General features: G+C 62.3%; 23 protein-coding genes. 4 read left to right on the plus strand and 19 right to left on the minus strand.

The features are described from left to right. Window position 1 precedes the first annotated feature (1 nt). Entirely contained in the window at window positions 2-664 is a 663-nt protein-coding gene (locus AC0ZJQ_RS09110; RefSeq protein WP_476477702.1) for a type 2 periplasmic-binding domain-containing protein, read from the plus strand. Between the two features lie 9 nt (window positions 665-673). Here AC0ZJQ_RS09110 and AC0ZJQ_RS09115 read toward each other — a convergent pair whose 3' ends face one another. From AC0ZJQ_RS09115 to hemN, 4 genes are all read right to left on the minus strand, one after another. After that, window positions 674-1,273, minus strand: coding sequence for an SCO family protein (locus tag AC0ZJQ_RS09115; RefSeq protein WP_476477703.1), 600 nt, complete (start codon window positions 1,271-1,273; stop codon window positions 674-676). 28 nt (window positions 1,274-1,301) lie between these two features. Continuing rightward, window positions 1,302-1,850: an adenine phosphoribosyltransferase gene (locus tag AC0ZJQ_RS09120; protein ID WP_167135211.1), complete on the minus strand. Its 549-nt coding sequence runs from the start codon at window positions 1,848-1,850 to the stop codon at window positions 1,302-1,304. A gap of 17 nt (window positions 1,851-1,867) precedes the next feature. Further along, a complete protein-coding gene (gene fnr / locus AC0ZJQ_RS09125; protein WP_008567816.1) occupies window positions 1,868-2,605 on the minus strand; it encodes a fumarate/nitrate reduction transcriptional regulator Fnr in 738 nt (245 codons plus the stop codon). Window positions 2,606-2,710: 105 nt separating this feature from the next. After that, window positions 2,711-4,093 (minus strand): oxygen-independent coproporphyrinogen III oxidase, encoded by a 1,383-nt coding sequence (gene hemN / locus AC0ZJQ_RS09130; protein ID WP_476477704.1) that lies wholly within the window; start codon window positions 4,091-4,093, stop codon window positions 2,711-2,713. Window positions 4,094-4,289: 196 nt separating this feature from the next. On the opposite strand from hemN, the gene nadE reads away from it, so the two are divergent. Then, entirely contained in the window at window positions 4,290-5,117 is an 828-nt protein-coding gene (gene nadE, locus AC0ZJQ_RS09135; protein WP_155552717.1) for an ammonia-dependent NAD(+) synthetase, read from the plus strand. A 36-nt stretch (window positions 5,118-5,153) separates the two neighbouring features. Here nadE and AC0ZJQ_RS09140 read toward each other — a convergent pair whose 3' ends face one another. The 12 genes from AC0ZJQ_RS09140 to ccoN (AC0ZJQ_RS09195) form a co-directional block, all read right to left on the minus strand. Continuing rightward, entirely contained in the window at window positions 5,154-5,864 is a 711-nt protein-coding gene (locus tag AC0ZJQ_RS09140) for a sulfite exporter TauE/SafE family protein (protein ID WP_476477705.1), read from the minus strand. After that, the gene (ccoS, locus tag AC0ZJQ_RS09145; RefSeq protein ID WP_008567810.1) at window positions 5,857-6,069 is read right to left on the minus strand and encodes a cbb3-type cytochrome oxidase assembly protein CcoS; all 213 of its coding nucleotides are present in this window, start codon (window positions 6,067-6,069) and stop codon (window positions 5,857-5,859) included. The genes AC0ZJQ_RS09140 and ccoS overlap by 8 nt, the downstream gene beginning before the upstream one ends. Window positions 6,070-6,131: 62 nt before the next feature. After that, entirely contained in the window at window positions 6,132-8,531 is a 2,400-nt protein-coding gene (locus tag AC0ZJQ_RS09150) for a heavy metal translocating P-type ATPase (RefSeq protein ID WP_476477706.1), read from the minus strand. A 7-nt stretch (window positions 8,532-8,538) separates the two neighbouring features. After that, window positions 8,539-9,039 carry a FixH family protein gene (locus AC0ZJQ_RS09155; RefSeq protein ID WP_155552723.1) on the minus strand — a complete coding sequence of 167 codons (501 nt, stop codon included), beginning with the start codon at window positions 9,037-9,039 and terminating at the stop codon, window positions 8,539-8,541. A gap of 12 nt (window positions 9,040-9,051) precedes the next feature. Next, window positions 9,052-10,464: a cytochrome c oxidase accessory protein CcoG gene (gene ccoG, locus AC0ZJQ_RS09160; RefSeq protein WP_476477707.1), complete on the minus strand. Its 1,413-nt coding sequence runs from the start codon at window positions 10,462-10,464 to the stop codon at window positions 9,052-9,054. A 138-nt stretch (window positions 10,465-10,602) separates the two neighbouring features. Further along, the gene (ccoP, locus tag AC0ZJQ_RS09165) at window positions 10,603-11,520 is read right to left on the minus strand and encodes a cytochrome-c oxidase, cbb3-type subunit III (RefSeq protein WP_167135224.1); all 918 of its coding nucleotides are present in this window, start codon (window positions 11,518-11,520) and stop codon (window positions 10,603-10,605) included. Next, window positions 11,521-11,706 carry a CcoQ/FixQ family Cbb3-type cytochrome c oxidase assembly chaperone gene (locus tag AC0ZJQ_RS09170; RefSeq protein ID WP_008567805.1) on the minus strand — a complete coding sequence of 62 codons (186 nt, stop codon included), beginning with the start codon at window positions 11,704-11,706 and terminating at the stop codon, window positions 11,521-11,523. A gap of 6 nt (window positions 11,707-11,712) precedes the next feature. Next, the gene (ccoO, locus tag AC0ZJQ_RS09175) at window positions 11,713-12,324 is read right to left on the minus strand and encodes a cytochrome-c oxidase, cbb3-type subunit II (protein WP_054093035.1); all 612 of its coding nucleotides are present in this window, start codon (window positions 12,322-12,324) and stop codon (window positions 11,713-11,715) included. 14 nt (window positions 12,325-12,338) lie between these two features. Then, window positions 12,339-13,766: a cytochrome-c oxidase, cbb3-type subunit I gene (ccoN, locus tag AC0ZJQ_RS09180; RefSeq protein WP_155552727.1), complete on the minus strand. Its 1,428-nt coding sequence runs from the start codon at window positions 13,764-13,766 to the stop codon at window positions 12,339-12,341. Between the two features lie 352 nt (window positions 13,767-14,118). Then, the gene (ccoP, locus tag AC0ZJQ_RS09185) at window positions 14,119-15,054 is read right to left on the minus strand and encodes a cytochrome-c oxidase, cbb3-type subunit III (protein WP_003289930.1); all 936 of its coding nucleotides are present in this window, start codon (window positions 15,052-15,054) and stop codon (window positions 14,119-14,121) included. Window positions 15,055-15,149: 95 nt separating this feature from the next. Further along, on the minus strand, window positions 15,150-15,761 hold the full coding sequence (gene ccoO / locus AC0ZJQ_RS09190; protein WP_003289929.1) for a cytochrome-c oxidase, cbb3-type subunit II: 612 nt from the start codon (window positions 15,759-15,761) through the stop codon (window positions 15,150-15,152). A gap of 12 nt (window positions 15,762-15,773) precedes the next feature. Then, window positions 15,774-17,198: a cytochrome-c oxidase, cbb3-type subunit I gene (gene ccoN, locus AC0ZJQ_RS09195; RefSeq protein WP_003289928.1), complete on the minus strand. Its 1,425-nt coding sequence runs from the start codon at window positions 17,196-17,198 to the stop codon at window positions 15,774-15,776. A gap of 62 nt (window positions 17,199-17,260) precedes the next feature. On the opposite strand from ccoN (AC0ZJQ_RS09195), the gene AC0ZJQ_RS09200 reads away from it, so the two are divergent. Next, window positions 17,261-17,992 (plus strand): alpha/beta family hydrolase, encoded by a 732-nt coding sequence (locus AC0ZJQ_RS09200; protein WP_314020244.1) that lies wholly within the window; start codon window positions 17,261-17,263, stop codon window positions 17,990-17,992. Here the strand turns inward: AC0ZJQ_RS09200 and AC0ZJQ_RS09205 are convergent. Both AC0ZJQ_RS09205 and acnA read right to left on the minus strand, forming a co-directional pair. Further along, on the minus strand, window positions 17,989-19,557 hold the full coding sequence (locus AC0ZJQ_RS09205) for a methyl-accepting chemotaxis protein (protein ID WP_314020159.1): 1,569 nt from the start codon (window positions 19,555-19,557) through the stop codon (window positions 17,989-17,991). The genes AC0ZJQ_RS09200 and AC0ZJQ_RS09205 overlap by 4 nt on opposite strands. 341 nt (window positions 19,558-19,898) lie before the next feature. After that, the gene (acnA, locus tag AC0ZJQ_RS09210; protein WP_476477708.1) at window positions 19,899-22,574 is read right to left on the minus strand and encodes an aconitate hydratase AcnA; all 2,676 of its coding nucleotides are present in this window, start codon (window positions 22,572-22,574) and stop codon (window positions 19,899-19,901) included. A 206-nt stretch (window positions 22,575-22,780) separates the two neighbouring features. On the opposite strand from acnA, the gene tusA reads away from it, so the two are divergent. Next, entirely contained in the window at window positions 22,781-23,032 is a 252-nt protein-coding gene (tusA, locus tag AC0ZJQ_RS09215; protein ID WP_003289923.1) for a sulfurtransferase TusA, read from the plus strand. A 49-nt stretch (window positions 23,033-23,081) separates the two neighbouring features. On the opposite strand, the gene AC0ZJQ_RS09220 is transcribed toward tusA, so the two are convergent. After that, window positions 23,082-24,074 (minus strand): TRAP transporter substrate-binding protein, encoded by a 993-nt coding sequence (locus AC0ZJQ_RS09220; protein WP_476477709.1) that lies wholly within the window; start codon window positions 24,072-24,074, stop codon window positions 23,082-23,084. Window positions 24,075-24,231: the final 157 nt, after the last annotated feature.

The following is a 24,231-nucleotide window of genomic DNA, read 5'->3' on the forward strand; positions in this document are numbered from 1 at the left end:
TGTGGCTGCGTTCCCGCGCATCGCCTTGCTCGCGGCTCTGTGCCTGCCAGGCCTGACGCTGGGCGAGCCGCTGTCCGAAACCTATCGTGCACTATCGAGCGATGCCCAGAGCAGTCTCGACAGTACGATCGCTACGGTGTTGGGTGAAACATTGCAGTCGACTGTCGACGATTTCCGCATCGGCGCGACTGGGGATGGTTCGCTCTTTTACCGGACGGAAATCGCTGCACTCGGCGCCGCCTCCGATGGGCCGCGCGAGTGGGCGCAGCTGCACGGTGAATCGTTCTGCATCGCGGCGGGCAATCCGCAGATGGCAGCCGTGGCGGAACGCTTTGGCGCTGTTGCGCGCCCTTATCCCAGCTCGGCCGAGGCGTTGATTGGTTTGAAGCTGGGCGAGTGCCGCGTTGTCGTCGAGGATGCGAGTTTGTTGGAGAACATTGCCGAACTGCCTGAGTGGCGCCGCTTCAACCGTCTCCTGCCGCGCCTGGCGGATGCGGACATGCAGCTATGGGTGGCAGCAAGGACGCCGGAGCTGCAGGGGAAGGTGGATGCACTACAGCAGCAGTGGCACGCCAATGGGCGGCTGCAGGCACTCGTCGAGCAGGCCATTGATGATGTCGCGTTTCAGGCCTACGTCTTGGCCGACACCCTGGATTGCCACTGACGCTGGACGTTACTGGCTCTCGACCAATTCTGGCAGCGCATCTGCCAAGCCATCCAGCTTGAGTGGCGCGCGTATATGCCCACGCAGGCTACCGTCTGGCGCAACGAGTGCGATGTTGCCGCTGTGGCTTACGCTGTAATCGCCACCTGTTTCATTCGCGGGTACGAAGGGTAGGCCGAGCGCCTTGGACAGCTTCGTCAGCTCGGACAGTTCGCCGGTCAATCCCTTGAATCCTGAGCGGTAGTAGGCGAGATATTGCTTCAGGCGTTCCGGCGTGTCGCGCGCCGGATCCACGCTGACGAGCACCACCTGAACGCGCTCACGTACCTCGGGCTGCAAACGACCAAGCAGGCGACGCAGATCGCTGAGTGTGGTTGGGCAAACGTCCGGGCAGGCGGTGAAACCAAGGAACAGCAGGTGCCAGCGGCCATGCAGATCACGGGTGTCGAACGCTTGGCCATCCTGATCGACCAGTTGCAGCGCTGGTATTGCTCGTTCGCGCGGCAGCAACAGCAGATTGGCCTCATCCAGCAGCGCATTGCGATCCAGCGCATGGGCCACGCTGGTCATTGTCAGCAGGGCGAACAGAAAGCCGCGAAACACGCGCATGAAAGCCGCCCTCAATAGATATTCTTGCTCAGCGATCTTTGAGCGAGAACGCTGTGAGCGTGAAGGTGGGAATGTCCATGTCCTGCAGTTTGCGCGAGCCGCCAAGTTCCGGCAGATCGATGATTGCGGCCGCTTCGTGGACGGTCGCGCGCATCCGGCGAACGAGTTGCGCCGCGGCAATCAGCGTACCGCCGGTTGCGATCAGATCATCGAAAAGCACGACCGAATCGCCTTCGCACAGGCTGTCGGCATGGATTTCAAGCTGCGCTTCGCCGTATTCCGTGCAGTAGGTCTGCGAAAGGACATCCGCCGGCAGCTTGCCCTGCTTGCGAAACAGCACCAACGGTTTGTTCAGTTCGTAGGCGAGAATCGAACCGAGCAGAAAGCCGCGCGCATCCAGTGCGCCGATGTGGCTGAATTCCGCTTCCACATAGCGCTGGATGAGGCTGTCGGCGACCATGCGCAAGGCTTTGGGTGACTGCAGCAGCGGCGTGATATCGCGAAAGATCACGCCGGGGCGGGGGAAGTCCGGTACTGGGCGGATCAGGGTCTTGATGCTGAATTCATCGAAGATCATGCGCGCACCCTGGCGGTCTACTGAGCGTCCATGCTGCCGCCAGCCAGGGCGCACAGACCGATGGAGTCAAGAATGCGGACTTCCTTGCCTTCGGCCTCGAGCAGACCGTTCTGCTGGAAACGGGTGAAAACGCGCGAGACTGTCTCGACCGCCAAACCCAGGTAGTTGCCGATTTCGTTACGCGACATTGGCAGGCGGAACTGATTGGCTGAGAAGCCGCGAGCACTGAAGCGCGCCGACAGGTTGATCAGGAACGTCGCAATGCGTTCGTCGGCCGTTTTCTTCGATAGCAGCAGCATCATCTGCTGATCGTCCCGAATTTCGCGGCTCATGATGCGCATGAGTTGGCGGCGCAGCTGCGGCAGCAGCACGCTCAATTCGTCGAGGCGCTCGAAGGGGATCTCGCACACCGACGTCGTTTCCAGCGCCTGTGCGGAGACCGGGTAGCTCTCGGTATCCATGCCGGACAGCCCGACCATTTCGCTCGGCAGATGGAAGCCGGTGATCTGCTCCTCGCCACCATCGGTGACGCTGAATGTGCGCAGTGCGCCGGAACGCACCGCGAATACCGAACTGAAGGCGTCGCCCTGACGAAACAGAGTTTCACCTTTTTTCAGCGGTCGTCCGCGCTTGACGATGTCATCGAGCGCGTCCATGTCCTGCATATTCAAGGAAAGCGGCAAACAGAGGCCGGAAAGGCTGCAATCCTTGCAATGGGCTTGGCGCTGCGCGCGGATCTTGATCGACTCGGGCATGGGGGTTTCCAGAGAGCCTGTGTATATCGGGCAAGGTTACCCCAGCGGGCGGCAATATCCAATCGGCCCGAGGTTGCATGCGACAAGATGGAACTTTTTCGTTATCTAGATGATGCGCGAATAACGCTGGTCCGCAGTATCGGTGAGATAGTGATCGAACAACATGCAGATTGCCCGGACCAGCAGCCGCCCAGCGGGCTGGACAATCAGATGATGTTCGCTCAGCTCGACCAGACCGTCAGCGGCCATCTGCTCGAGTTGTGGCCAGACGGCACGGAAGTAACTCTTGAAATCGATCGAGAAGGTCTGCTCGATGCTGGCAAAGCTCAGTTCGTAATCACAGATGAGTTTCTGAATCACCATCCGCCGGATGCGGTCGTCCTCACTGCAGCGCAGGCCGCGTGTGGTAGGCAGCTGGTTTTGGTCGAGCGTGTGCTGGTAGACGGTGATGTCGCTGCTGTTCTGGCTGTAGAGATCGCCGACCTGGCTGATCGCCGAGACGCCCAGACCTATGAGGTCGCAATGCCCGTGGGTGGTATAGCCCTGGAAGTTGCGCTGCAGTGTGCCGTCCTCCTGAGCCATCGCCAGGTCGTCATCGGGTAGCGCAAAGTGATCCATGCCGATGTAGCGATAGCCTGCATCCGTCAGCTGCTCGATGCTGCGCTGGAGCATAGCGAGCTTGTCAGCGTGGCTGGGAAGATCAGCGGCATTGATACGTCGCTGCGGCATGAAGCGTTCCGGCAGATGGGCATAGTTGAACAACGACAACCGATCCGGTTGTAGGGCAATGACCGTCTCCACCGTTATGGCGAAGCGCTCGGGCGTCTGCAGCGGCAGGCCGTAGATGAGATCGATGTTCACCGAGTGAAATTGCAAGGTGCGTGCAGCTTCGATGAGCGTACTGGTCTGCTCCAGCGTCTGCATGCGGTTGACGGCACGCTGGACCTCCGGGTCCAGATCCTGGACGCCGACGCTGATTCGGTTGAAGCCCAGTTCGCGTAGCAGTCCCATCGTGGACCAGTCGGCCTCACGTGGATCGATTTCGATGCTGAAGTCGCCATGATCGTCATCCTGCAGATTGAAGTGCTTGCGCAGGTGAGCCATCAGGCGACGCAGTTCGTCATGACTGAGAAATGTCGGTGTTCCGCCGCCAAAGTGCAGTTGCTCCACCACCTGATCCGGCCCGAGGTGGCGTGCTACCAGCTCGATTTCTTTCTCGAGTCGCTCCAGATAGGGCAGCACGCGGCCGTGGTCCTTGGTGATGACCTTGTTGCAGCGGCAGTAGTAGCAAATGTTGGCGCAGAACGGCAGGTGGACGTAGAGCGAGAGCGGGCGGGAGGCGTGGCGGCTGCTGCGCAGCGCATGCAGCAATTCGAACGAACCGATGCCGCCGTTGAACTGTACTGCCGTCGGATAGGAGGTATAGCGCGGCCCTGCCTGATCGTAGCGACGGATCAGGTCGGCATCCCAACGAATGGAATTGAGCATATGGCTTCCCGGTTTTGGCAGCGGTGGCCGGATTCTAGGGGGGGCGCCTGTCAATCGACTTGACCTGTATCAAACTAGCCCTGACGCTAGCCGCGCCATCCAGATCAGCGGTTCGAACCAGAGAAATCTCGGCCGATCGTGGTCTGATGAGTACCCAACCCTCCATGTTCATTTGCGCCTCAGGCCAGGAGAAAACATGCACAGTCGCCAAGCCGAAATCGCCGCCGCGCTCGGAGTCCAGCCGCCCTTTGATGGGGACGCCGCGATCCAGGCCCAGATCGATCGCAGGGTCCGATTCATCCAGAACTGTCTGCGTGAGTCGGGAATGAAGACGCTGGTGCTTGGCATCAGTGGTGGTGTCGATTCGACTACCGCGGGCCTGCTCGCACAACGTGCCGTGGAAGGAATGCGCGCGGCGGGCGAGGGCGATGACTACCGTTTCATCGCGGTGCGCCTGCCGTACCAGACTCAGCATGACGAGCATGAAGCGCAGCTGGCGATCGAGACCATCCAACCCGATGAGTGCCACACGGTGAACATAGCCGCCGCGGTACTCGGGCTCGCAGAGGCTACCGAGGCGCTGACTCCGCTGCCGGCTGGCAAGCGCGACTTCGTGCTCGGCAACACCAAGGCGCGGATGCGCATGGTGGCGCAGTACACCATCGCCAATGCTCGGCAGGGCTTGGTGATCGGTACCGACCATGCGGCCGAGGCGGTAATGGGGTTCTACACCAAGTTCGGTGATGGGGCGTGCGATCTCACACCGCTTGCCGGCCTGGTGAAAGGGCAGGTGCGCCAGCTGGCCGCCGCCCTTGGTGCCCCCGCGCAGCTGGTGCACAAGGTGCCGACTGCGGATCTGGAAGAGCTGATGCCGGGTCGGCCGGACGAGGAGGCGCACGGAGTGGCCTATCGTGACATCGATGCCTTCCTGCTCGGGCAGCCGGTATCGGCAGAGGCCGCGCGTATCATCGTCGAGACCTACGACAAGACGGCGCACAAGCGGCAGATGCCAAAAGAGCCGTGATGAGCAGGCGGCGAACGCGCCCGCTGTGTGTCGCTGTCAGTGCGCCGAATGCGCTGAGACGCCAACGTGCCCCATGAGCCACTGCTGATGCGGGCCGGGCATGGTCCAGAGGCCGAACAGGATGACCATCACACCGCCGATGACGCGGATGCCGCGCTTGCGCAGCAATATCGTCAGCCGTTCGGCCGCCAGCCCGGTGGCCAGCAGCACGGGCCAGGTGCCCAACCCAAACGCCAGCATCAACAGCGCGCTGTCGAGTGCATCGCCCTGGCTGGCTGACCAGAGCAACGTGCTGTAGACCAGACCGCAAGGCAGCCAACCCCACAGCGCGCCGAGCAGCAGTGCGCGCGGGAGGCTGGTGACCGGCATCAGGCGGCTGGCATAGGGCTGGATGTGACGCCAGAGGCCGCGTCCCAGCGCTTCTACCCGCGTCAGGCCGCTCCACCAGCCAGCCAGGTAAAGTCCCATGCCGATCAGCAGCAGCGCCGCAATGACGCGTAGCGCCAGTGCTGCGGGACTGTTGGCGACTGCCCAGCCGGCAAGACCGATGAGCAGCCCCGCCAGGGCATAGCTCAGGATGCGGCCGACGTTGTAGGCCAGCAGCAGGCGCAACCGCTTGCCCCGCTGTTCGGGCGGAATCGCCAGCGTCAGAGCGCCCATCAATCCGCCGCACATGCCCAGGCAGTGCCCGCCGCCGAGCAGCCCGAGCACCAACGCCGAAAGCAGCAGCGGCGCCAGCTCAGTCACGATCGGATTTCTCCTCACCAGCCTGCGGACGGCGCGGCTGTTGTTCCGAGGACGCCTGCGGGGCTTCGTCGTCATCGAAGAGGATGCTGTGCGCCGGGCCGTCGAGATCGTCGTACTGGCCGCTATCCACGGCCCAGAAGAATATCCAGATCGCCACAGCGACCAGGACAACGGCAACCGGAATCAGAATGTATAGAGCAGCCATAGCGAATCTCCGGTTACGAGGGAAAGTTCAGTGTCGCGGAGCCGGGCGCGGAAGGTCCAGTCCTAATGACGTGTCAGGCGCAGGGCGTTCAGGACCACCAGCAGCGAGCTGGCGGACATGCCCAGCGCGGCCCACAGCGGGGTGACCCAGCCAATCGCGGCGAACGGCAGGATAAGGCCGTTGTAGAGGCTGGCCCACGCAAGGTTCTCGACGATGATCCTACGGCTGCGGCGGGCGATGTCGAAGGCCTGCACCAGGCTATGCAAACGGTTGGACAGCAGAACCGCATCGGCGCTGGTTTTTGCAAGATCGGTTGCCGAACCCATTGCTACGCTGATATCGGCGGCGGCCAGAATGGGCACATCGTTGACGCCATCGCCCAGCATCAGCACGCGACGCCCTTGCCCCTGGATTTCCTGCAGACGCGCCAGCTTGGCCGCTGGCGTCAGGCCGCCTTCAGCCTGATCGATGACCAGCTGCTCGGCGATCTGTCCAACCATCGGTGAGCTGTCGCCGGAGAGCAGCACGGTCTTCCAGCCCTTGCGCCGGCAGGCAGCAAGCAGGGCGGGAGCGTCCTCGCGCAGGCGATCGTCCAGTACCAACCAGGCAAGCGGTCCCTGTTCGTCGCCGAGCAGCAGCCATTGGCCCTGATCCCCGGGAATCACCGGTGCCGCAGCGCCGTAACCCGCTGCGACGAAGGCCGGCTGGCCGATGCGTAGGTTACGCCCGCCCACGCTACCTTGCAGGCCCAAACCGGGCACGCTGTCCACCGTGTCTGCCGGCTGCGGCGCGCGTCCGAACGCTCGTGCAATCGGATGCTCCGAGCGGTTTTCCAGCGCTGCAGCCAGTGCCAGACACGCATCGCCATCCAGCGCGCCGAGACTGTGCACGGCTGTGAGCGTCAGGCGGCCTTCGGTGAGGGTGCCGGTCTTGTCGAAAATTACAGTGTCGATCTGGTTGAGTCCTTCCAGCACATGCCCCCGGGTCAACAGCAGCCCAAGTTTGTGCAGCGTACCCGTCGCGGTGGTCAGCGCGGTCGGCGTCGCCAGTGACAGCGCACAGGGACAGGTGGCGACGAGCAGCGCGAGCACGATCCAGAACGCCCGCGCCGAATCGATCTGCCACCAGACCAACCCCACCACCGTGGCGACTACCAATACGATCAGAAGGAACCATTGCGCGACACGGTCGGCGAGCTCTGCCAGTCTCGGCTTGTCTGCCTGGGCGCGTTCGAGCAGGCGAACGATTGCCGAAAGGCGGGTGTCGTCGCCCAGTGCCTGGACTGCAACGGTCAGCGGACCTTCGACGTTCAGCGTGCCGGCGGTCACGCTATCGCCGACGCCGCGCGCCAGCGGCAGGTACTCGCCGGTCAGCACCGATTCGTCAACGCTCGACTGGCCGCTGGCAATAACGCCGTCGGCTGGAATCAGCGCGCCGGGTTGCACCAGCACCCGATCACCGACCTGCAGTTCACTGAGCAGGATTCGGCTGCTGTGTCCAGCTTCGTCCAGCTTCAGACAGGAGGCGGGCAGCAGATTGACCAGCTGCGCAGTAGCCGCGGCGGTCCGCTCGCGGGCGCGTCGTTCCAGATAGCGGCCGGCGAGCAGGAACAGAGCGAACATCCCGACCGCATCGAAATACAGTTCGCCTTGGCCGGTGAGTGTCGACCATATGCCGGCGATGTACGCACCGCCGATGGCCAGCGAGACCGAGACGTCCATGGTCAGGTGACGAGTGCGCAGATCGCGTAGCGCACCTTTGAAAAAATCTGTGCAGCAGTAGAAAACAATGGGCGTCGTGAGCAGCAGCGCCGTCCAGCGCAGGATGCTGTCCATGCCGGCGGAAAGATCGAGATTGAATTCCGGCCAGGTGGCCATCGTCGCCATCATCACCTGCATCCACAGCAGCCCGGCAACGCCGAGTTGACGCATGGCCCGACGATTCTCCCTGGCCAGGTGTTCGGTGGCCTGATCGGGGTGATAGGGGTGCGCGGCGTAACCGATGCGACGTAGCTCTGCCAGCAGCTCGCTGAGTGGCAGGCGGGCGTCGCTCCAGCGTACCTGCAGGCGATGATTGGAAAGATTGAGGCTGGCCTCGGCTACGCCATCGACCCCTTTGAGATGCCGTTCGATCAGCCAGCCGCAGGCGGCGCAGCTGATGCCTTCGATCAGCAAGGAAGTGCTGGCCAGCTCGCCGTCATGCTTGACGAAGGGTTGTTGCACGTCCTGACGATCGTACAGCGCCAGTTCGTCGCTGAGCGCCTCGGGTAGGGCTTGCGGATTGATCGCTGCGTCGCTGCGGTGCTGGTAGTAGCTCTCGAGACCGCTCTTGACGATGGTTTCCGCCACGGCCTGGCAGCCTGGGCAACACATCGCTCGGATCTGACCGAGCACGAGCGTCTGGTAGTGGCTGCCGGTCGGAACCGGCAGGCCGCAGTGGTAGCAGGGGGTAGGCTGGGCCATCAGAGGCTCAAGGAATCAGTTCCAGCGATTGGCCGGGCTCGATGGTCCGCTCTCCGTAAAGGCGCCAGTCCTGCTCGCCCTCCCGGCCGAGCAGTTCGATGAAGCGCCGGCCACTGACCGATTCCTGCATCTGACCCTGGTAGAAACCATCGCCCTGCGGTTGCAGGACGATGCGGCGATCCCGCTCCGGCTGCGTCGGCGAAAGCAGGTTCAGCACCAGCTGCTGTGGCTTGCTGGCACCGCTGAGCTGGATCTCGGCCAGTCCTCGCTGCTCATTCAGCACCAGCTGCGCGCGCATCCCCAGGCTTTCGGCGAGTTTCTCGCGCTCCAGCGACTGGTTGATGCCTTTGCCGGCATCGTAATAGTTGTCGGCGACCAGGCTGTCGGCGTTGCGGATCGCGATGGTCAACATCGACACCCCGAGTATCACCGAGATCAGCAGGATGCCGATGACGAACCAGGCCCAGAACTGGGTGTACCAACGCGTCTGTTCGTTATTGGAGCGCATGCAGAACCTTGTTTAACGGATGCTTGGGCCGATGAAGCGGCTGTCAGCCTCATCGCTGATCGACTCGTCGTCCATCGATTTGATGTGGAAGACGATCTCATTGGTGCTGGATGGCAGCTTCTCCGGCGCCATGGACAGTTCGACCGGAATGGTGACCAGCTCGCCAGCCTGCGCACGAACTTCGCTGCGGCCTTCGTAGGCCAGCCCGTCCAACCCGGACGTCGTGATGACGAAGCTCTGCGCGTGCTGGGCCTTGTTCATCACTTTGAGGGTGTAGACGTTCTCGATCCGACCTTGCTCGTTCTCGCGATACAGTACGCGGTCCTTGAGGACGTCCAGCTTGACCAGCGGACGGTCGTACACCGCGTAGGCGAACAGTCCGATCATCACGCTCAGCGCCACGGCGTAACCGATCAGGCGCGGACGCAGCAGGTGGGTCTGCTGGCCGGAGAGATTGTGCTCGGTGGTGTAGCTGATGAGCCCGCGTGGGTAGTTCATCTTGTCCATGATCGCGTCGCAGGCGTCGATGCACGCCGCGCAGCCGATGCATTCGATCTGCAGGCCATCGCGGATGTCGATGCCGGTCGGGCAGACCTGCACGCACATGGTGCAGTCGATGCAGTCGCCCAGCCCCATGGCCTTGTAGTCCGCTTCCTTCTTGCGCGGGCCGCGCTTCTCGCCGCGACGCGGATCGTAGGAAACGATGAGGGTGTCCTTGTCGAACATCACGCTCTGGAAGCGCGCGTAAGGACACATATAGATGCACACCTGCTCGCGCAGGAAGCCGGCGCTGCCGTACGTGGCGAGCGTAAAGAAGCCGATCCAGAAAGCCGTCCAGCCATTGACCTGGAGGGTGACGAGGTCGGGAACGAGCTGACGAATCGGTGTGAAGTAGCCGACGAAAGTGATGGCGACGAGAACGCCGACGGCAATCCAGATCGCATGTTTGGCGAACTTGCGCAGGAACTTGTTGGCGCTCATCGGTGCCTTGTCCAGCTTCCTGCGCTGGTTGCGATCACCCTCGGTGATCTTCTCGGCCCACATGAACACCCAGGTAAACACGCTCTGCGGACAGGTATAGCCGCACCAGACGCGTCCGGCGAACACGGTAATGAAGAACAGGCCGAAGGCGCAGATGATCAGCAGCCACGACAGCAGCATGAAGTCCTGGGGCCAGAAGGTTGCCCCGAAGATGTGGAACTTGCGCTCCGGCAAATCCCACCAGACGGCCTGGCGGCCATCCCAGTTGAGCCAGACCGTGCCGAAGAACAGGATGAACAGCGCTGCGCCGCCTACGCGTCGCAGGTTGCGAAACAGGCCACTGAAGGCACGGGTGTAGATTTTTTCACGGGCGGCGTACAGGTCATTTGAGGCTGCGACCTTGGCCGGAGGAGTTACATCGCGAACGGGAATCTGCTCAGTCATCAAGTGCATACCACGGCGGAAGGTGGGTGTCCCGACCGATGCATGCCGATCGGGATCATTTTTCTGTTCAGCTGCGAATGGTACGCCCGGAGATACGGGGTCAGGTGCGACAGGTGGTCGCTTCCGACCCCGCCGGAATCAGTTCTCCGGCTGCTGGGACAGGCTGTAAACGTATGCGGCCAGCAGGTGCACCTTGTCGTTGCCAAGGATGGCTTCCTGGGCTGGCATGCGGCCGTTACGACCGTAGCGCAGGGTTTGCTGAATCTGGGCGAAGCTGGAACCGTACAGCCAGACATTGTCGGTCAGGTTCGGTGCGCCCATCGCAGCGATGCCCTTGGCATCAGGTCCATGACAGACTACGCAATTGGTAGCGAAGATCTTTTGACCCTGCTCAACGTCCATGCTGATACCCTCTGGGGTATCACGGCCGCTCAAGCTGCGTACATAGCCAGCCACGTTGCGGATGCCTTCTTCCCCGATCACGTCCTTCCAGGCCGGCATGGCGGCTTGGCGGCCGTGCAGGATGGTGGTCTTGATGGTGTCGGGTTCGCCACCGTACAGCCAGTCGTTGTCGGTCAGGTTCGGGAAGCCGTAGGCGCCCTTGGCGTCGGAGCCGTGGCAGACCGAGCAGTTCGATGCAAACAGACGGCCACCCATCTTCAGTGCCTGCGGATCGCGGGCGACTTCCTCAACCGGCATGGCGGCGTACTTGGCGTACAGCGGGCCGTATTGCTCGCTGGCCTTGTCCATCTCGCGCTGCCATTCCTTAACCTGGGTCCAGCCACCTTCGTAGCCCGGTAGGACGCCTTTCCAGTTACCCAGGCCCGGGTAGAGAACCAGATAGCCCAAGGCAAAGATGACGGTGGCGACGAACAGCATGAACCACCAGCGCGGCAGCGGGTTGTCGTACTCCTCGATGCCGTCATAGGAATGGCCGACGGTTTCTTCGGTGCTGTCGTGGCGTTGTCCCTTGCGAGTGGCCAGCAATAGCCAGACCAGAGCGGCGATGGTGCCGAGGGTCAGCAGGGTGATGTACCCACTCCAAAACGAGGTCATTTATTTATTACTCCTGGAAGCTTCTTCATCACGCTTCTTGGCGTCGGTCTCGTCGTCTGCGAAGGGCAGGTTGGCGGCTTCGTCAAAGCTATTCTTGCGTTTGCTGCTGTAGGCCCAGAGCACGACGCCGACGAAAGCGACGAAAACCAGCACAGTGCCCAGGCCGCGAAGAGTCCCGATATCCATCATGCGTTACCGTTTGTTCGTGAGTGCAGTGCCGAGGACCTGCAGATAGGCCACCATGGCGTCCATTTCGGTCTTGCCCTTGACGGCATCCCGAGCACCGGCGATGTCTTCGTCGGTATAGGGCACGCCGAGGGTGCGCAGCGCTTCCATCTTCCGGGCAGTGTGCTTGCCATCCAGGGTGCTCTCGACCAGCCACGGGTAGGACGGCATCTTCGATTCCGGTACCACGTTGCGCGGGTTGAACAAGTGAGCACGGTGCCAGTCGTCGGAGTAGCGGCCGCCGACGCGAGCCAGGTCCGGACCGGTGCGCTTGGAGCCCCACAGGAACGGATGGTCGTAGACGCTTTCACCCGCAACGGAGTAGTGGCCGTAGCGCTCGGTCTCGGCGCGGAACGGACGGACCATCTGCGAGTGGCAGCCAACGCAGCCTTCGCGGATATACAGGTCACGGCCTTCGAGCTGCAGCGCGGTGTAGGGCTTCATGCCCTCGACCGGCTCGTTGACCGCATCCTGGAAGAACAGCGGAACGATCTGGGTCAGGCCGCCGATGCTCACTGCCAGGATCATGAACAGGGTCAGCAGACCAATGTTCTTCTCTAGTTTCTCGTGCTGTTTCATTTAGATTCGATTCCTCAAGCGATCTGCGCGGCAGCGTCGTACTGGGCTGGCTTGGCGGCACGAATGGTGCGCCAGGAGTTGTAAGCCATCAGCAGCATGCCGGCGAGGAAGAACGCACCGCCCAGAGCGCGGACGATGAACCCGGGGTGGCTGGCTTCCAGTGCTTCGACGAAGGAGTAGGTGAGCGTGCCGTCTTCGTTGACCGCGCGCCACATCAGACCCTGGGTAATGCCGTTGACCCACATTGAGGCGATGTAGAGCACGGTGCCGATGGTGGCCAGCCAGAAGTGCGCGTTGATCAGGCCGATGCTGTGCATCTGCTCACGACCGAAGACCTTCGGGATCAGGTGATACATCGAACCGATGGTGATCATCGCTACCCAGCCGAGGGCGCCGGCGTGTACGTGGCCGATGGTCCAGTCGGTGTAGTGGGAGAGGGCGTTGACGGTCTTGATCGCCATCATCGGACCTTCGAAGGTCGACATGCCGTAGAACGCCAGCGAGACCACCAGGAAGCGCAGGATCGGGTCGGTGCGCAGCTTATGCCAGGCGCCGGAGAGGGTCATCATGCCGTTGATCATGCCGCCCCAGCTCGGTGCCAGCAGGATGATCGACATCACCATGCCCAGCGACTGCGCCCAGTCCGGCAGCGCGGTGTAGTGCAGGTGGTGCGGGCCGGCCCAGATATAAAGGGTGATCAGCGCCCAGAAGTGCACGATCGACAGGCGATAGGAATACACCGGACGCTCGGCCTGCTTCGGCACGAAGTAGTACATCATGCCGAGGAAGCCGGTGGTCAGGAAGAAGCCCACGGCGTTGTGGCCGTACCACCACTGCACCATCGCATCGGTAGCGCCCGAATAGATCGAGTAGGACTTGAACCAGCTGACCGGGATTTCCAGGTTGTTGACGATGTGCAGCATCGCCGTGACCAAGATGAAGCCACCGAAGAACCAGTTACCCACATAAATGTGCTTGGCCTTGCGCTTCATGATGGTGCCGAAAAACACCAGCGCGTAGGAAACCCAGACGATGGCCAGGAGGATGTCGATCGGCCATTCCAGCTCGGCATATTCCTTCGAGCTGGTGAAGCCCTGCGGCAACGTGATGACCGCGAGGACGATCACCGCCTGCCAACCCCAGAAGGTGAAGGCTGCGAGGCTGTCGGAGAACAGGCGCGCCTGGCAGGTGCGCTGAACCACGTAATAGGAGGTGGCGAACAGTGCGCTACCGCCGAAGGCGAAAATCACCGCGTTGGTATGCAGCGGTCGCAGTCGACCGAAGCTTGTCCACGGCAGATCGAAGTTGAGCGAAGGCCACACCAATTGTGCGGCAATCAGCACACCCAGACCCATCCCCACGATCCCCCAGATCACCGTCATGACGGCGAATTGGCGGACCACCTTATAGTTATAAGCAGACTCACTTATTGCTGTGCTCATGCAAAGGCTTCCACGCTAATGGCATTTTCAAAGGCAAAAACGGCGGCGAGTATGGATAAAGCAGGGGGGCAATGCAAACGGCTGCGGGGCGCTCGCAACGCGTCAAAACCCAGAATCCAAGCGTTTTCCAGACGTTCTACAAGGTCGTTTTTGCGCCGTTCCGGTGCGCTGATCTCCGGCGTTTTCGCGTAGTTGCGGGGGCTCGGCGGACCAATCGGCAAAGCTTAGGACGTGAGTGCGGAAGGGGGGTAGTGCGGCTGGTCGACGCGCCTGCGACAGAACGTCGCAGGCGAGAAAAACTTGTGTCGGGACAAGGTCAAGAGGGCGGTCCGAGTGTACCGCCCCTTGAGACTCACTGGCGGGCGAGTTGTTCCGGTTTTTGTGACAGGCTGTAAACGTAAGCGGCGAGCAGGTGCACCTTGTCATTGCCCAGGTACTGCTGCTGCGCCGGCATCTGCCCGTTACGACCGTGGCGGATGGTCTGTTGCAGCTGCCCCAGGCTCGAACCGTAGATCCAGCCAGCCGGGTTGGTCAGCTTGGGCGCGCCGAGCATTGCCATTCCCTCGCCAGCTGCACCGTGGCAAGCCACGCAGTTCTGCGCGAAGACAGCCTTGCCAGCGGCCAGATCGGCTTGCGTACCTTCAGGCAGCGGCAGACCGGCGAGTTCGGCGCGCACATAGGCTGCCACGTTCGCCACGCCTTCTTCGCCAATCACCTGACCCCAGGCCGGCATGGCACCGATGCGGCCATTGAGGATGCTGGCCTTGATCGCGTCAGGCTCGCCGCCCCAGCGCCACTCGTGGTCGGCCAGGTTGGGGAAGCCCATCGAGCCTTTGGCATCGGAGCCGTGGCAGATGGCGCAATAGTTGGCAAAAAGGCGGCTACCCATTTTCAGCGCCTGTTCATCCTGAGCCAGCTGCTCGACGCTCATGGATGCATACTTGGCGAAGATCGGGCCGTATTTCTGCTCGGCCTGGTCCATTTCACGCTGCCATTCCTTTTCCTGGGTCCAGCCGTTCTCGTAGCCCGGCAGCACGCCCTTCCAGTTACCGAGACCGGGGTAGAGCACCAGGTAGAGAATGCCGAACAGCAGCGTGCCGATGAACAGCATGAACCACCACTTGGGCAGCGGGTTGTCGTACTCCTCGATGCCGTCGAAAGAGTGACCCATGGTCTTGTCGGTCGTACCGGCCGATTCACCCTTGCGGGTGGCGAAGATCAGCCAGAACAGAGCGACGATGGTGCCCAGCGTTAGCAGGGCGATGTATCCACTCCAGAATGTGCTCATGTGCTACTCCTGGACAGCCCGAGGCACTCTGGCTGTCCGCGATTTAAGTCCCTGACGGTTGCCACGCAACCGTCGTCTCTCTTAGGCGTAACGGTTCAACGCTTGTTGGTGAGCGCGGTGCCGAGGACCTGCAGATAGGCCACCATGGCGTCCATCTCGGTCTTGCCCTTGACGGCTTCCCGTGCGCCGGCGATGTCTTCGTCGGTGTAAGGCACGCCGAGAGTACGCAGCGCCTGCATTTTCTTGGCGGTGTCCTTGCCGTCGAGGGTGTTCTCGACCAGCCACGGGTAGGACGGCATCTTCGATTCCGGTACCACGTTGCGCGGGTTGAACAGGTGGGCACGGTGCCAGTCGTCGGAGTAGCGGCCGCCGACGCGAGCCAGGTCCGGACCGGTGCGCTTGGAGCCCCACAGGAACGGATGGTCGTAGACGCTTTCACCCGCAACGGAGTAGTGGCCGTAGCGCTCGGTCTCGGCGCGGAACGGACGGATCATCTGCGAGTGGCAGCCGACACAACCTTCCTTGATGTAGATGTCACGACCTTCCAGCTGCAGCGCGGTGTAAGGCTTCATGCCCTCGACCGGCTCGTTGACCGCATCCTGGAAGAACAGCGGAACGATCTGAGTCAGACCACCGATGCTCACGGCCAGGATCATGAACAGGGTCAGCAGACCGACGTTCTTCTCGAGTTTTTCGTGCGATTTCATTCCCTAGGCTCCTCAGGCGATCTGCGCGGCAGCGTCGTACTCGGCCGGCTTGGCAGCCTGCACGGTGCGCCAGGTGTTGTAGGCCATCACCAGCATGCCGGTGAAGAAGATCGCACCACCGATCATGCGGACTACGAAGCCGGGGTGACTGGCTTCCAGTGCCTCGACGAAGGAGTAGGTGAGCGTGCCGTCTTCGTTGATCGCGCGCCACATCAGGCCCTGGGCGATGCCGTTGACCCACATCGAGGCGATGTAGAGCACGGTGCCGATGGTAGCCAGCCAGAAGTGGCTGTTGATCAGGCCGATGCTGTGCATCTGCTCGCGACCGAAGACCTTCGGAATCAGGTGGTACAGCGCACCGATCGACACCATGGCGACCCAGCCGAGGGCGCCGGCGTGTACGTGGCCGATGGTCCAGTCGGTGTAGTGGGAGAGGGCGTTGACGGTTTTGATCGCCATCATCGGACCTTCGAAGGTCGACATGCCGTAGAACGCCAGCGATACCACCAGGAAGCGCAGGATCGGGTCGCTACGCAGTTTGTGCCAGGCACCCGACAGGGTCATCATGCCGTTGATCATGCCGCCCCAGCTCGGTGCGAGCAGGATCAGCGACATCACCATACCCAGGCTCTGCGCCCAGTCCGGCAGCGCGGTGTAGTGCAGGTGGTGCGGGCCGGCCCAGATGTAGACGGTGATCAGTGCCCAGAAGTGCACGATCGACAGGCGATAGGAATACACCGGACGCTCGGCCTGCTTCGGCACAAAGTAGTACATGATCCCGAGGAAGCCGGCGGTGAGGAAGAAGCCCACGGCGTTGTGGCCGTACCACCACTGCACCATCGCGTCGGTCGCACCGGCGTACAGCGAGTAGGACTTCATCGCGCTGACCGGGATTTCCAGGTTGTTGACGATGTGCAGAATCGCCACGGTCAGGATGAAGGCACCGAAGAACCAGTTACCGACATAGATGTGCTTGACCTTGCGCGTGGCCAGGGTGCCGAAGAACACGATCGCGTAGGCAACCCAGACGATGGTGATCAGCAGGTCGATCGGCCATTCCAGCTCGGCGTATTCCTTGGAGCTGGTGAAGCCCAGCGGCAGGGAGATTGCGGCGAGCAGGATGACCAGTTGCCAGCCCCAGAAGGTGAACGCTGCCAGTTTCGGCGCGAACAGGGTGGTCTGACAGGTGCGCTGGACCGAATAGTAGGAAGTTGCGAACAGAGCACAGCCGCCGAAGGCGAAGATCACCGCGTTGGTGTGCAAAGGACGCAGACGACCGAAGCTGGTCCACGGTAGGTCAAGGTTCAGGAATGGCCAGGCCAATTGCGCTGCGATGAAAACGCCGAGCCCCATCCCGACGATTCCCCACACCACCGTCATGATGGCAAATTGGCGGACCACCTTGTAATGGTAGGCGGTACTGGTTGCTGTGTTCATGTATGGGCTTCCATCCACGGGTAATGAGCAGTTTTTTCTTTCCTAGGAAAGCGGGGGCAAGGATGGGGAAAGGGCAATTTGCCGGTATTGACGCTGGTCAATACACGCAGGCCGCGCAGGGGCATTCCGGGCTCTGGACGCGGCCGTCCGACGAAGCGTTCGCAACGTTGATTCTGGCGCACGGTGCCGGTGCGCCGATGGACAGTCCGTTCATGCAGCAGATGGCTGAACGCCTTGCGGCGCGCGGGGTTGCGGTATATCGCTTCGAATTCGCCTACATGGCCGAACGACGCACGACGGGGCGCAAGCGCCCACCCGAGCGGCAGCCGCAGTTGCTGCAGCAATGGCGGGAACAGCATGCGCTGGTGCGACAGCAGGCCACAGGGCCGTTGGCTATCGGAGGCAAGTCGATGGGCGGGCGGATGGCCAGTTTGCTGGCCGATGAACTGGGCGCCGACGCGCTGGTGTGCCTGGGTTATCCGTTCCACCCTGCGGGCAGGCCGGAAAAGCCGCGCGTCGAACATCTGGCCGAGCTGCGCACGCCTGCGCTCATTCTCCAGGGCGAGCGCGATGCACTGGGCAATCGCGCCACGGTCGAAGGCTATCGGCTTTCGCCGATGATCCAGCTGCACTGGTTGAGCGCCGCCGACCACGATCTCAAGCCCCTGAAAAGCTCCGGGCTGAGTCATGCGCAGCACCTGGATAGCGCAGCGCAGGCGATCGCCACCTTTCTATCCGTCGTCGCGCAGCATCCGGCCGACCACCAGAACGCTTTGCGCGCGGAGGAACCCTAGCGGTTGAAGCGCTCGACCAGCGAGTACTGGCCTTCGGCGGTCGAACTCAATTCCTCGCTGAGCAGAGCCGTGTCGCGCGCATCCCCCGACGTCTGGTCGGCCAGCCTGGCAATAGTGCTGACGTTCTGGCTGATCTCGTCGGCCACGGCACTCTGCTGCTCGGTCGCCGAGGCGATTTGCGTGGTCATGTCGATGATGTTGTTCATCGCCTCGCTGATGCCGCTGAGTGCCTGATCGGCCTGGGCAACCTGCTCGACGCCCCGGGTGGCCTGGATGCGACCTTCCTCGGTGGTCTCGACCGCATGGCGGGCCTGCTGCTGCAGTTTCTCGATCAGCTGATGGATCTCGCCGGTGGCGTCGGCCGTGCGTCGCGCCAGTTGCCGGACCTCATCGGCGACCACAGCGAAACCGCGCCCGCTCTCGCCAGCCCGGGCCGCCTCGATGGCGGCGTTGAGCGCGAGCAGGTTGGTCTGATCGGTGATGCTCTTGATCACATCGACCACGGTGCCGATCTCGTTGCTGTCGAGCGCGAGGCGGTCAACCGCCTCGCCGGTGCGTGCCACCGACGCGGATAATTGCTGGATCGCCGCGCGGGTTTCGGCGGCGACGTCCCGACCTTGCACGGTGAGCTGGCTGGCATGCCGGGTGGCTTCGGCTGCGAGGGCGACATTGGCGGCGACTTCCTGGGTGGTCGCCGCCATCTGGTTGATCGCGGTAGCGACCTGTTCGGTTTCCTGATGCTGTTGCGCCAGGCCATTCGAACAGCTGTGTGCCAGCGAATCAGCCTTCTTCGCTTGCTCCTGCAACTGTACCGCGCTGTCCTGCAGGCGGGTCAGGCACGTCCTGAGGTGCGCCTGCTGGCTCAATATCGCCATCTCCAGCTGCGCTTCGACGCCGCGGCTGTCGGTATACATCTGGGCGATCAGCGGGTCGCTGGTGGACTGCGCGGCCAGACGCAACAGGCGCATCAGGCCACGCTGCTGCCAGTGCAGACCAGCCAGGCCGAGCGGTATCGAAAGAAGTGCTGCCAGCGCGAAGCCGAGCGAATGATCGAGCCAGGCGCCGATCATGAAACCGATCTGGCTGACCAGAATGAACGGCAGCCATTTGGTCGCAACCGACAGCCAGTGATCGCGCCGCGGCACGCCGCTCTTGCCGGCATTGATGCGCGCATAGAGCGCTTCGGCGCGCTGAATCTGTTCACGACTCGGTTTGGTGCGCACCGATTCGTAACCGATAACGCTGCGCTGGCTGTCCAGAACGGGCGTTACATAAGCGTCGACCCAGTAATGATCGCCGTTCTTGCGGCGATTCTTGACGATGCCCATCCACGGCTTGCCCTGCTGCAGGGTGGCCCACATGTGGGCGAATACGGCTGGCGGCACGTCGGGGTGACGAATCAGGTTATGCGGCGCGCGAATCAGCTCCTCACGCACAAAACCGCTGACCTCGGCGAAGATATCGTTGCAATAGGTGATCCGGCCTTTGAGGTCGGTCGTGGAAACCAGACGCTGCTGGTCCGGAAAGGCGTATTCACGCTGGGTGACAGGCTGGTTGTTACGCATTGGGTCTCACGTCGGCAGAAATCAAAGAAAACGCTCGCCTGACTTTTTGATTTATATGAGTTTTTCGCTTTCAGGCTGTGTCAGGGGATCGGCGGGGGGCGCGGGTTCTTGAGCAAAAAATACGCAAACCCTCCGAGAGGGTCATATTCCTGCAATCCTCGGATGATTAACTTGGCCTCACGTCGGGGCTCACCGGTGCGGGTGGGATCATCGCGACGGATTCAAGGATGTGGATCGGGCCGTATGGAAACGGCCGAATATCGGCACGGCAGCCAGCAGGGAAACAGTCACGGACGGCGGGGCGCCGAGGTGAAGGATCACCTCGGCGTTTTTTTGTAGCCTCAGCTGCCGATCAGCTGGCGCAGCACGTAGTGCAGGATGCCGCCCGCCTTGAAGTACTCCACTTCATTGAGCGTATCGATGCGGCACAGAACCTGGAAGTTGCCGTGCGAGCCATCGCTGCGCACAACTTCCACGGTCAGCAGCTGGTGCGGTCGGATGTCGGCACCCAGGCCGCGAATCGACAGCCGTTCGGTACCGTTCAGACCCAGCGACTGGCGTGTCTGCTCGCCAACGAATTGCAGCGCCAGCACACCCATGCCGATCAGGTTCGAGCGGTGAATGCGCTCGAAACTCTCGGCAATGACCGCCTTCACTCCCAACAGATTGGTGCCCTTGGCGGCCCAGTCACGGCTGGAGCCGGTGCCGTACTCCTTGCCGGCAATCACCACCAGAGGTACGCCCTCGGCCTGATAGCGCATGGACGCATCGTAGATCGACAGGCGTTCTCCGCTGGGCTGGTGCAGCGTGTTGCCGCCTTCCTCGCCACCGAGCATCTCGTTCTTGATGCGGATGTTGGCGAAGGTGCCGCGCATCATCACCTCATGATTGCCACGCCGCGAACCGTAGGAGTTGAAATCCTCCGGCTGCACACCGAGCGACTGCAGGTAAAGGCCTGCCGGCGAGCTGGCCTTGATGTTGCCGGCCGGGGAGATGTGGTCGGTGGTGATCGAGTCGCCGAACACGGCGAGCACCCGCGCGTGCTCGATGTCCGCAGGCGGGGCTGGTGGATGGCCGATGTCCGTAAAGAACGGCGGGTTCTGCACATAGCTGGAGTCGGCATTCCACTGATAGGTATCGCCGGCGCTGACGGCAATCTTCTGCCAGTGTTCGTCGCCGGTGGATACGTCGGCGTAGCGGCTGCGGAACATCTCGCCGTCGATGCAGCCGACCGCTGCGGCGATCTCTGCGCTGCTCGGCCAGATGTCCCTCAGGTACACCGGCTGATTCTGCGCGTCGTAGCCCAGCGGGTCCCGTTCCATGTCGATGCGCGTGGTGCCGGCCAGGGCAAACGCCACCACCAGCGGCGGCGAAGCCAGCCAGTTGGCCTTGACCAGCGGGTGCACGCGGCCTTCGAAGTTGCGGTTGCCGGAAAGCACCGACGAGACGATTAGGTCATTGTCGGCAATGGTCTGACCGATTGCGTCCGGCAGCGGCCCGGAGTTGCCGATGCAGGTGGTGCAGCCGTAGCCCACCAGATTGAAACCGAGCTGATCCAGATAGGCTGTCAGCCCGGCGCGCTCCAGATAATCGGTCACCACCTTCGAGCCCGGCGCCAGCGATGACTTCACCCAGGGCTGGCGCTTGAGGCCGCGCTCGACGGCCTTCTTCGCCAGCAGTCCGGCGGCCATGAGCACGCTCGGGTTGGAGGTGTTGGTGCAGGAGGTGATGGCCGCGATCACCACGGCACCGTGCTTCAACAGGAAGTTCTCGCCGGCGACGGCGAACGGGGTATCGGTCTGCGGCTTGCGGCCGCTGGTTTCCAGCAACAGGTCGAAGCTGGCGCCGATATCGCCGAGTGCGACACGATCCTGCGGGCGCTTGGGACCGGCCACGGAGGGACGTACCTGGCTCAGTTCCAGCTCCAGCGTGGCGGTGAACAGCGGATCGGGTGAGTCGTGCTCGCGCCACATGCCCTGCGCCTTGGCGTAGGCCTCGACCAGCGCGATGCGTTCTTCGCTGCGGCCAGTCAGGCGCAGATAGTCGAGAGTGATCCGGTCGACCGGGAAGAAGCCGCAGGTCGCGCCGTATTCGGGTGCCATGTTGCCAATGGTCGCCCGGTCGGCCAGCGGCAGGTGATCCAGACCCGGACCGTAGAATTCGACGAACTTCCCGACCACGCCGTGCTTACGCAGCATCTGCGTCACGGTCAGCACCAGATCGGTGGCGGTGACGCCCTCATTGAGTCGGCCGGTCAGGCGGAATCCAATGACCTCCGGGATCAGCATCGACACCGGCTGGCCGAGCATCGCCGCTTCCGCCTCGATACCACCGACGCCCCAGCCGAGCACGCCTAGGCCGTTGATCATGGTGGTGTGCGAGTCGGTGCCGACCAGCGTGTCTGGATAGGCGTAGGTATCGCCATCCTCGTCGCGGGTCCAAACCACCTGGCCCAGGTATTCCAGATTGACCTGATGGCAGATGCCGGTGCCCGGCGGCACCACGCGGAAATTGTCGAAGGCCTGCTGGCCCCAGCGCAGGAATTCGTAGCGTTCACCATTGCGCTGCATCTCGATCGCGACGTTCTGCGCAAAGGCCTGATCGTTGCCGAAACGGTCGACCATCACCGAGTGGTCGATCACCAGATCCACCGGCGACAGCGGATTGATCCGCTGCGGATCGCCACCGGCCCGGGCCACCGCGTCGCGCATGGCCGCCAGATCGACCACAGCGGGTACGCCGGTGAAGTCCTGCATCAGCACCCGCGCCGGGCGATACTGGATTTCCTGTTCGGAACTGCGTGTATTCAGCCACTGCGCCAGGGCCACGAAGTCCTCGCGACGTACCGTGACGCCATCCTCCCAGCGCAGGAGGTTTTCCAGCAGCACCTTGAGCGATACCGGCAGGCGATCGATCTCGCCCAGCGTCGCTGCGGCGGCCGGCAGGCTGAAATAGTGATAGGTCTTGCCCGCTGCCTCGAGGCTGCGACGGCATTGCAGGCTATCCAGGGAAGGCATTCAGGTCTCCTTAGTCCCGCCAGCATGGCGTTGAGGGCAGATTGTTGAAGCTAGACCCGCGCAACGGGTTTCGCCAATCACTGGACCTGCCGCGCCGAGCCGGGGTTCCCCCTGATGCATGAGGGCTTCGGCTGCGTGGTCGATCGGCCGAGGATGACCCGGCAGCGCGCTTGCGCCACAATGCCGGCCTGTTTCAGGAGTCCGTGATGAGCCAATCTGTTGAAATGACTGCCGATGCCGTCCTCGACGCCAGCGGTCTGAATTGCCCCGAGCCGGTGATGATGCTGCACAACAAGGTCCGCGATCTGGCTGGCGGTGCGGTGCTCAAGGTGATCGCCACCGATCCCTCGACCCAGCGCGATATTCCCAAGTTCTGCGTCTTTCTCGGCCATGAATTGGTCGATCAGCAACAGGACGCTGACATCTATCTGTACTGGATTCGCAAGAAGAGTGAGTGATGGCATAAAAAAACCAGGCCGAAGCCTGGTTTTTTTATGCGCGGCGATTTCAGTTGTGCTGTTTGCGGTTCACCGTCTGCGCCGCCTTGATGATGTCGGCGCCGATGTCCGACTCGAACTGCTGCCACACCGGACGCATGCGCTCGCGCCAGGCCAGCCGCTGCTCCGGCGTCAGGCTGATAATTTCCGTGGTGCCGGCCTGACGAATGCGCTCGCGGTCGGCCTGGTTCAGCTCTTCGGCTTCGCGGTTCACCGCGTAGCTCACTTCATCGAGAATCGCTTCCAGCTCGAAGCGGACCTTGTGCGGCATGCCCATCCAGAAGCGCGTGTTGCTGACCACCATGTAGTCCAGCACGCCGTGGTTGGTTTCGCTGATGTACGGCTGCACGGTGTGCATCTTCTTGCTGTAGATGTTCGACCACGGGTTCTCGGCGCCTTGCACCGTGCCCGCCTGCAGCGCGCCGAAGACGTCGGCGAAGGCGAGTTTCTTGGTCGTCGCACCAACGGCGCCGAACTGCGCCTCTAGCACCGCCGAGGGCTGGATGCGGAACGCCAGATTGGCCGCATCGCCAGGCATGCGCAGCGGCTGGGTGGCCGAGAGCTGCTTCATGCCGTTGTGCCAGTAGGCGAGGCCGATGATGTTCTTGTCTTCCATCGAGCGCAGCAGCTGCCTGCCCTTGGCACGCTTCTGGAAGCGATTGACGGCCTCGATGTCGTCGAACAGGAAGGGCAGGTCGAAAACCTGCAGCTGCTTGGTGTACTGCTCGAACTTCGCCAGCGAGGGGGCGATCAGCTGCACTTCGTTGTCGCGCAGGGCCTGGATCTCGGTTGCATCGCCGACCAGCGTCGAGTTCGGGTAGACCTCGACCTTCACCTGCCCGGGCAGGCGCTCCTCGGCCAGGCGCTTGAACAGCAGTGCACCCTTGCCCTTGGGAGTGTCTTCGGCCACGACGTGGGCGAACTTGATGACGATAGGCTCGGCCTGAGCGAATGCGCTGGCGGCAGCCAGCACAAGCCCAGCAAGGGTAACGATTGGCTTCATGAAAGACTCTTTGTTTGGTGGTTGGCAATCTCCGCTTCTTGAGCTGTCGGCACAGTCGGCAGCCCAGGCGGATGCTTTTGGACTTTCAGCCGAGTCTTATGCCAAAGACCGATGACGATCGAAAGCGCTTTGTACGCTCAACCGGGCGGGAGCGGCA

Source organism: Stutzerimonas sp. 21-1, from assembly GCF_056336065.1.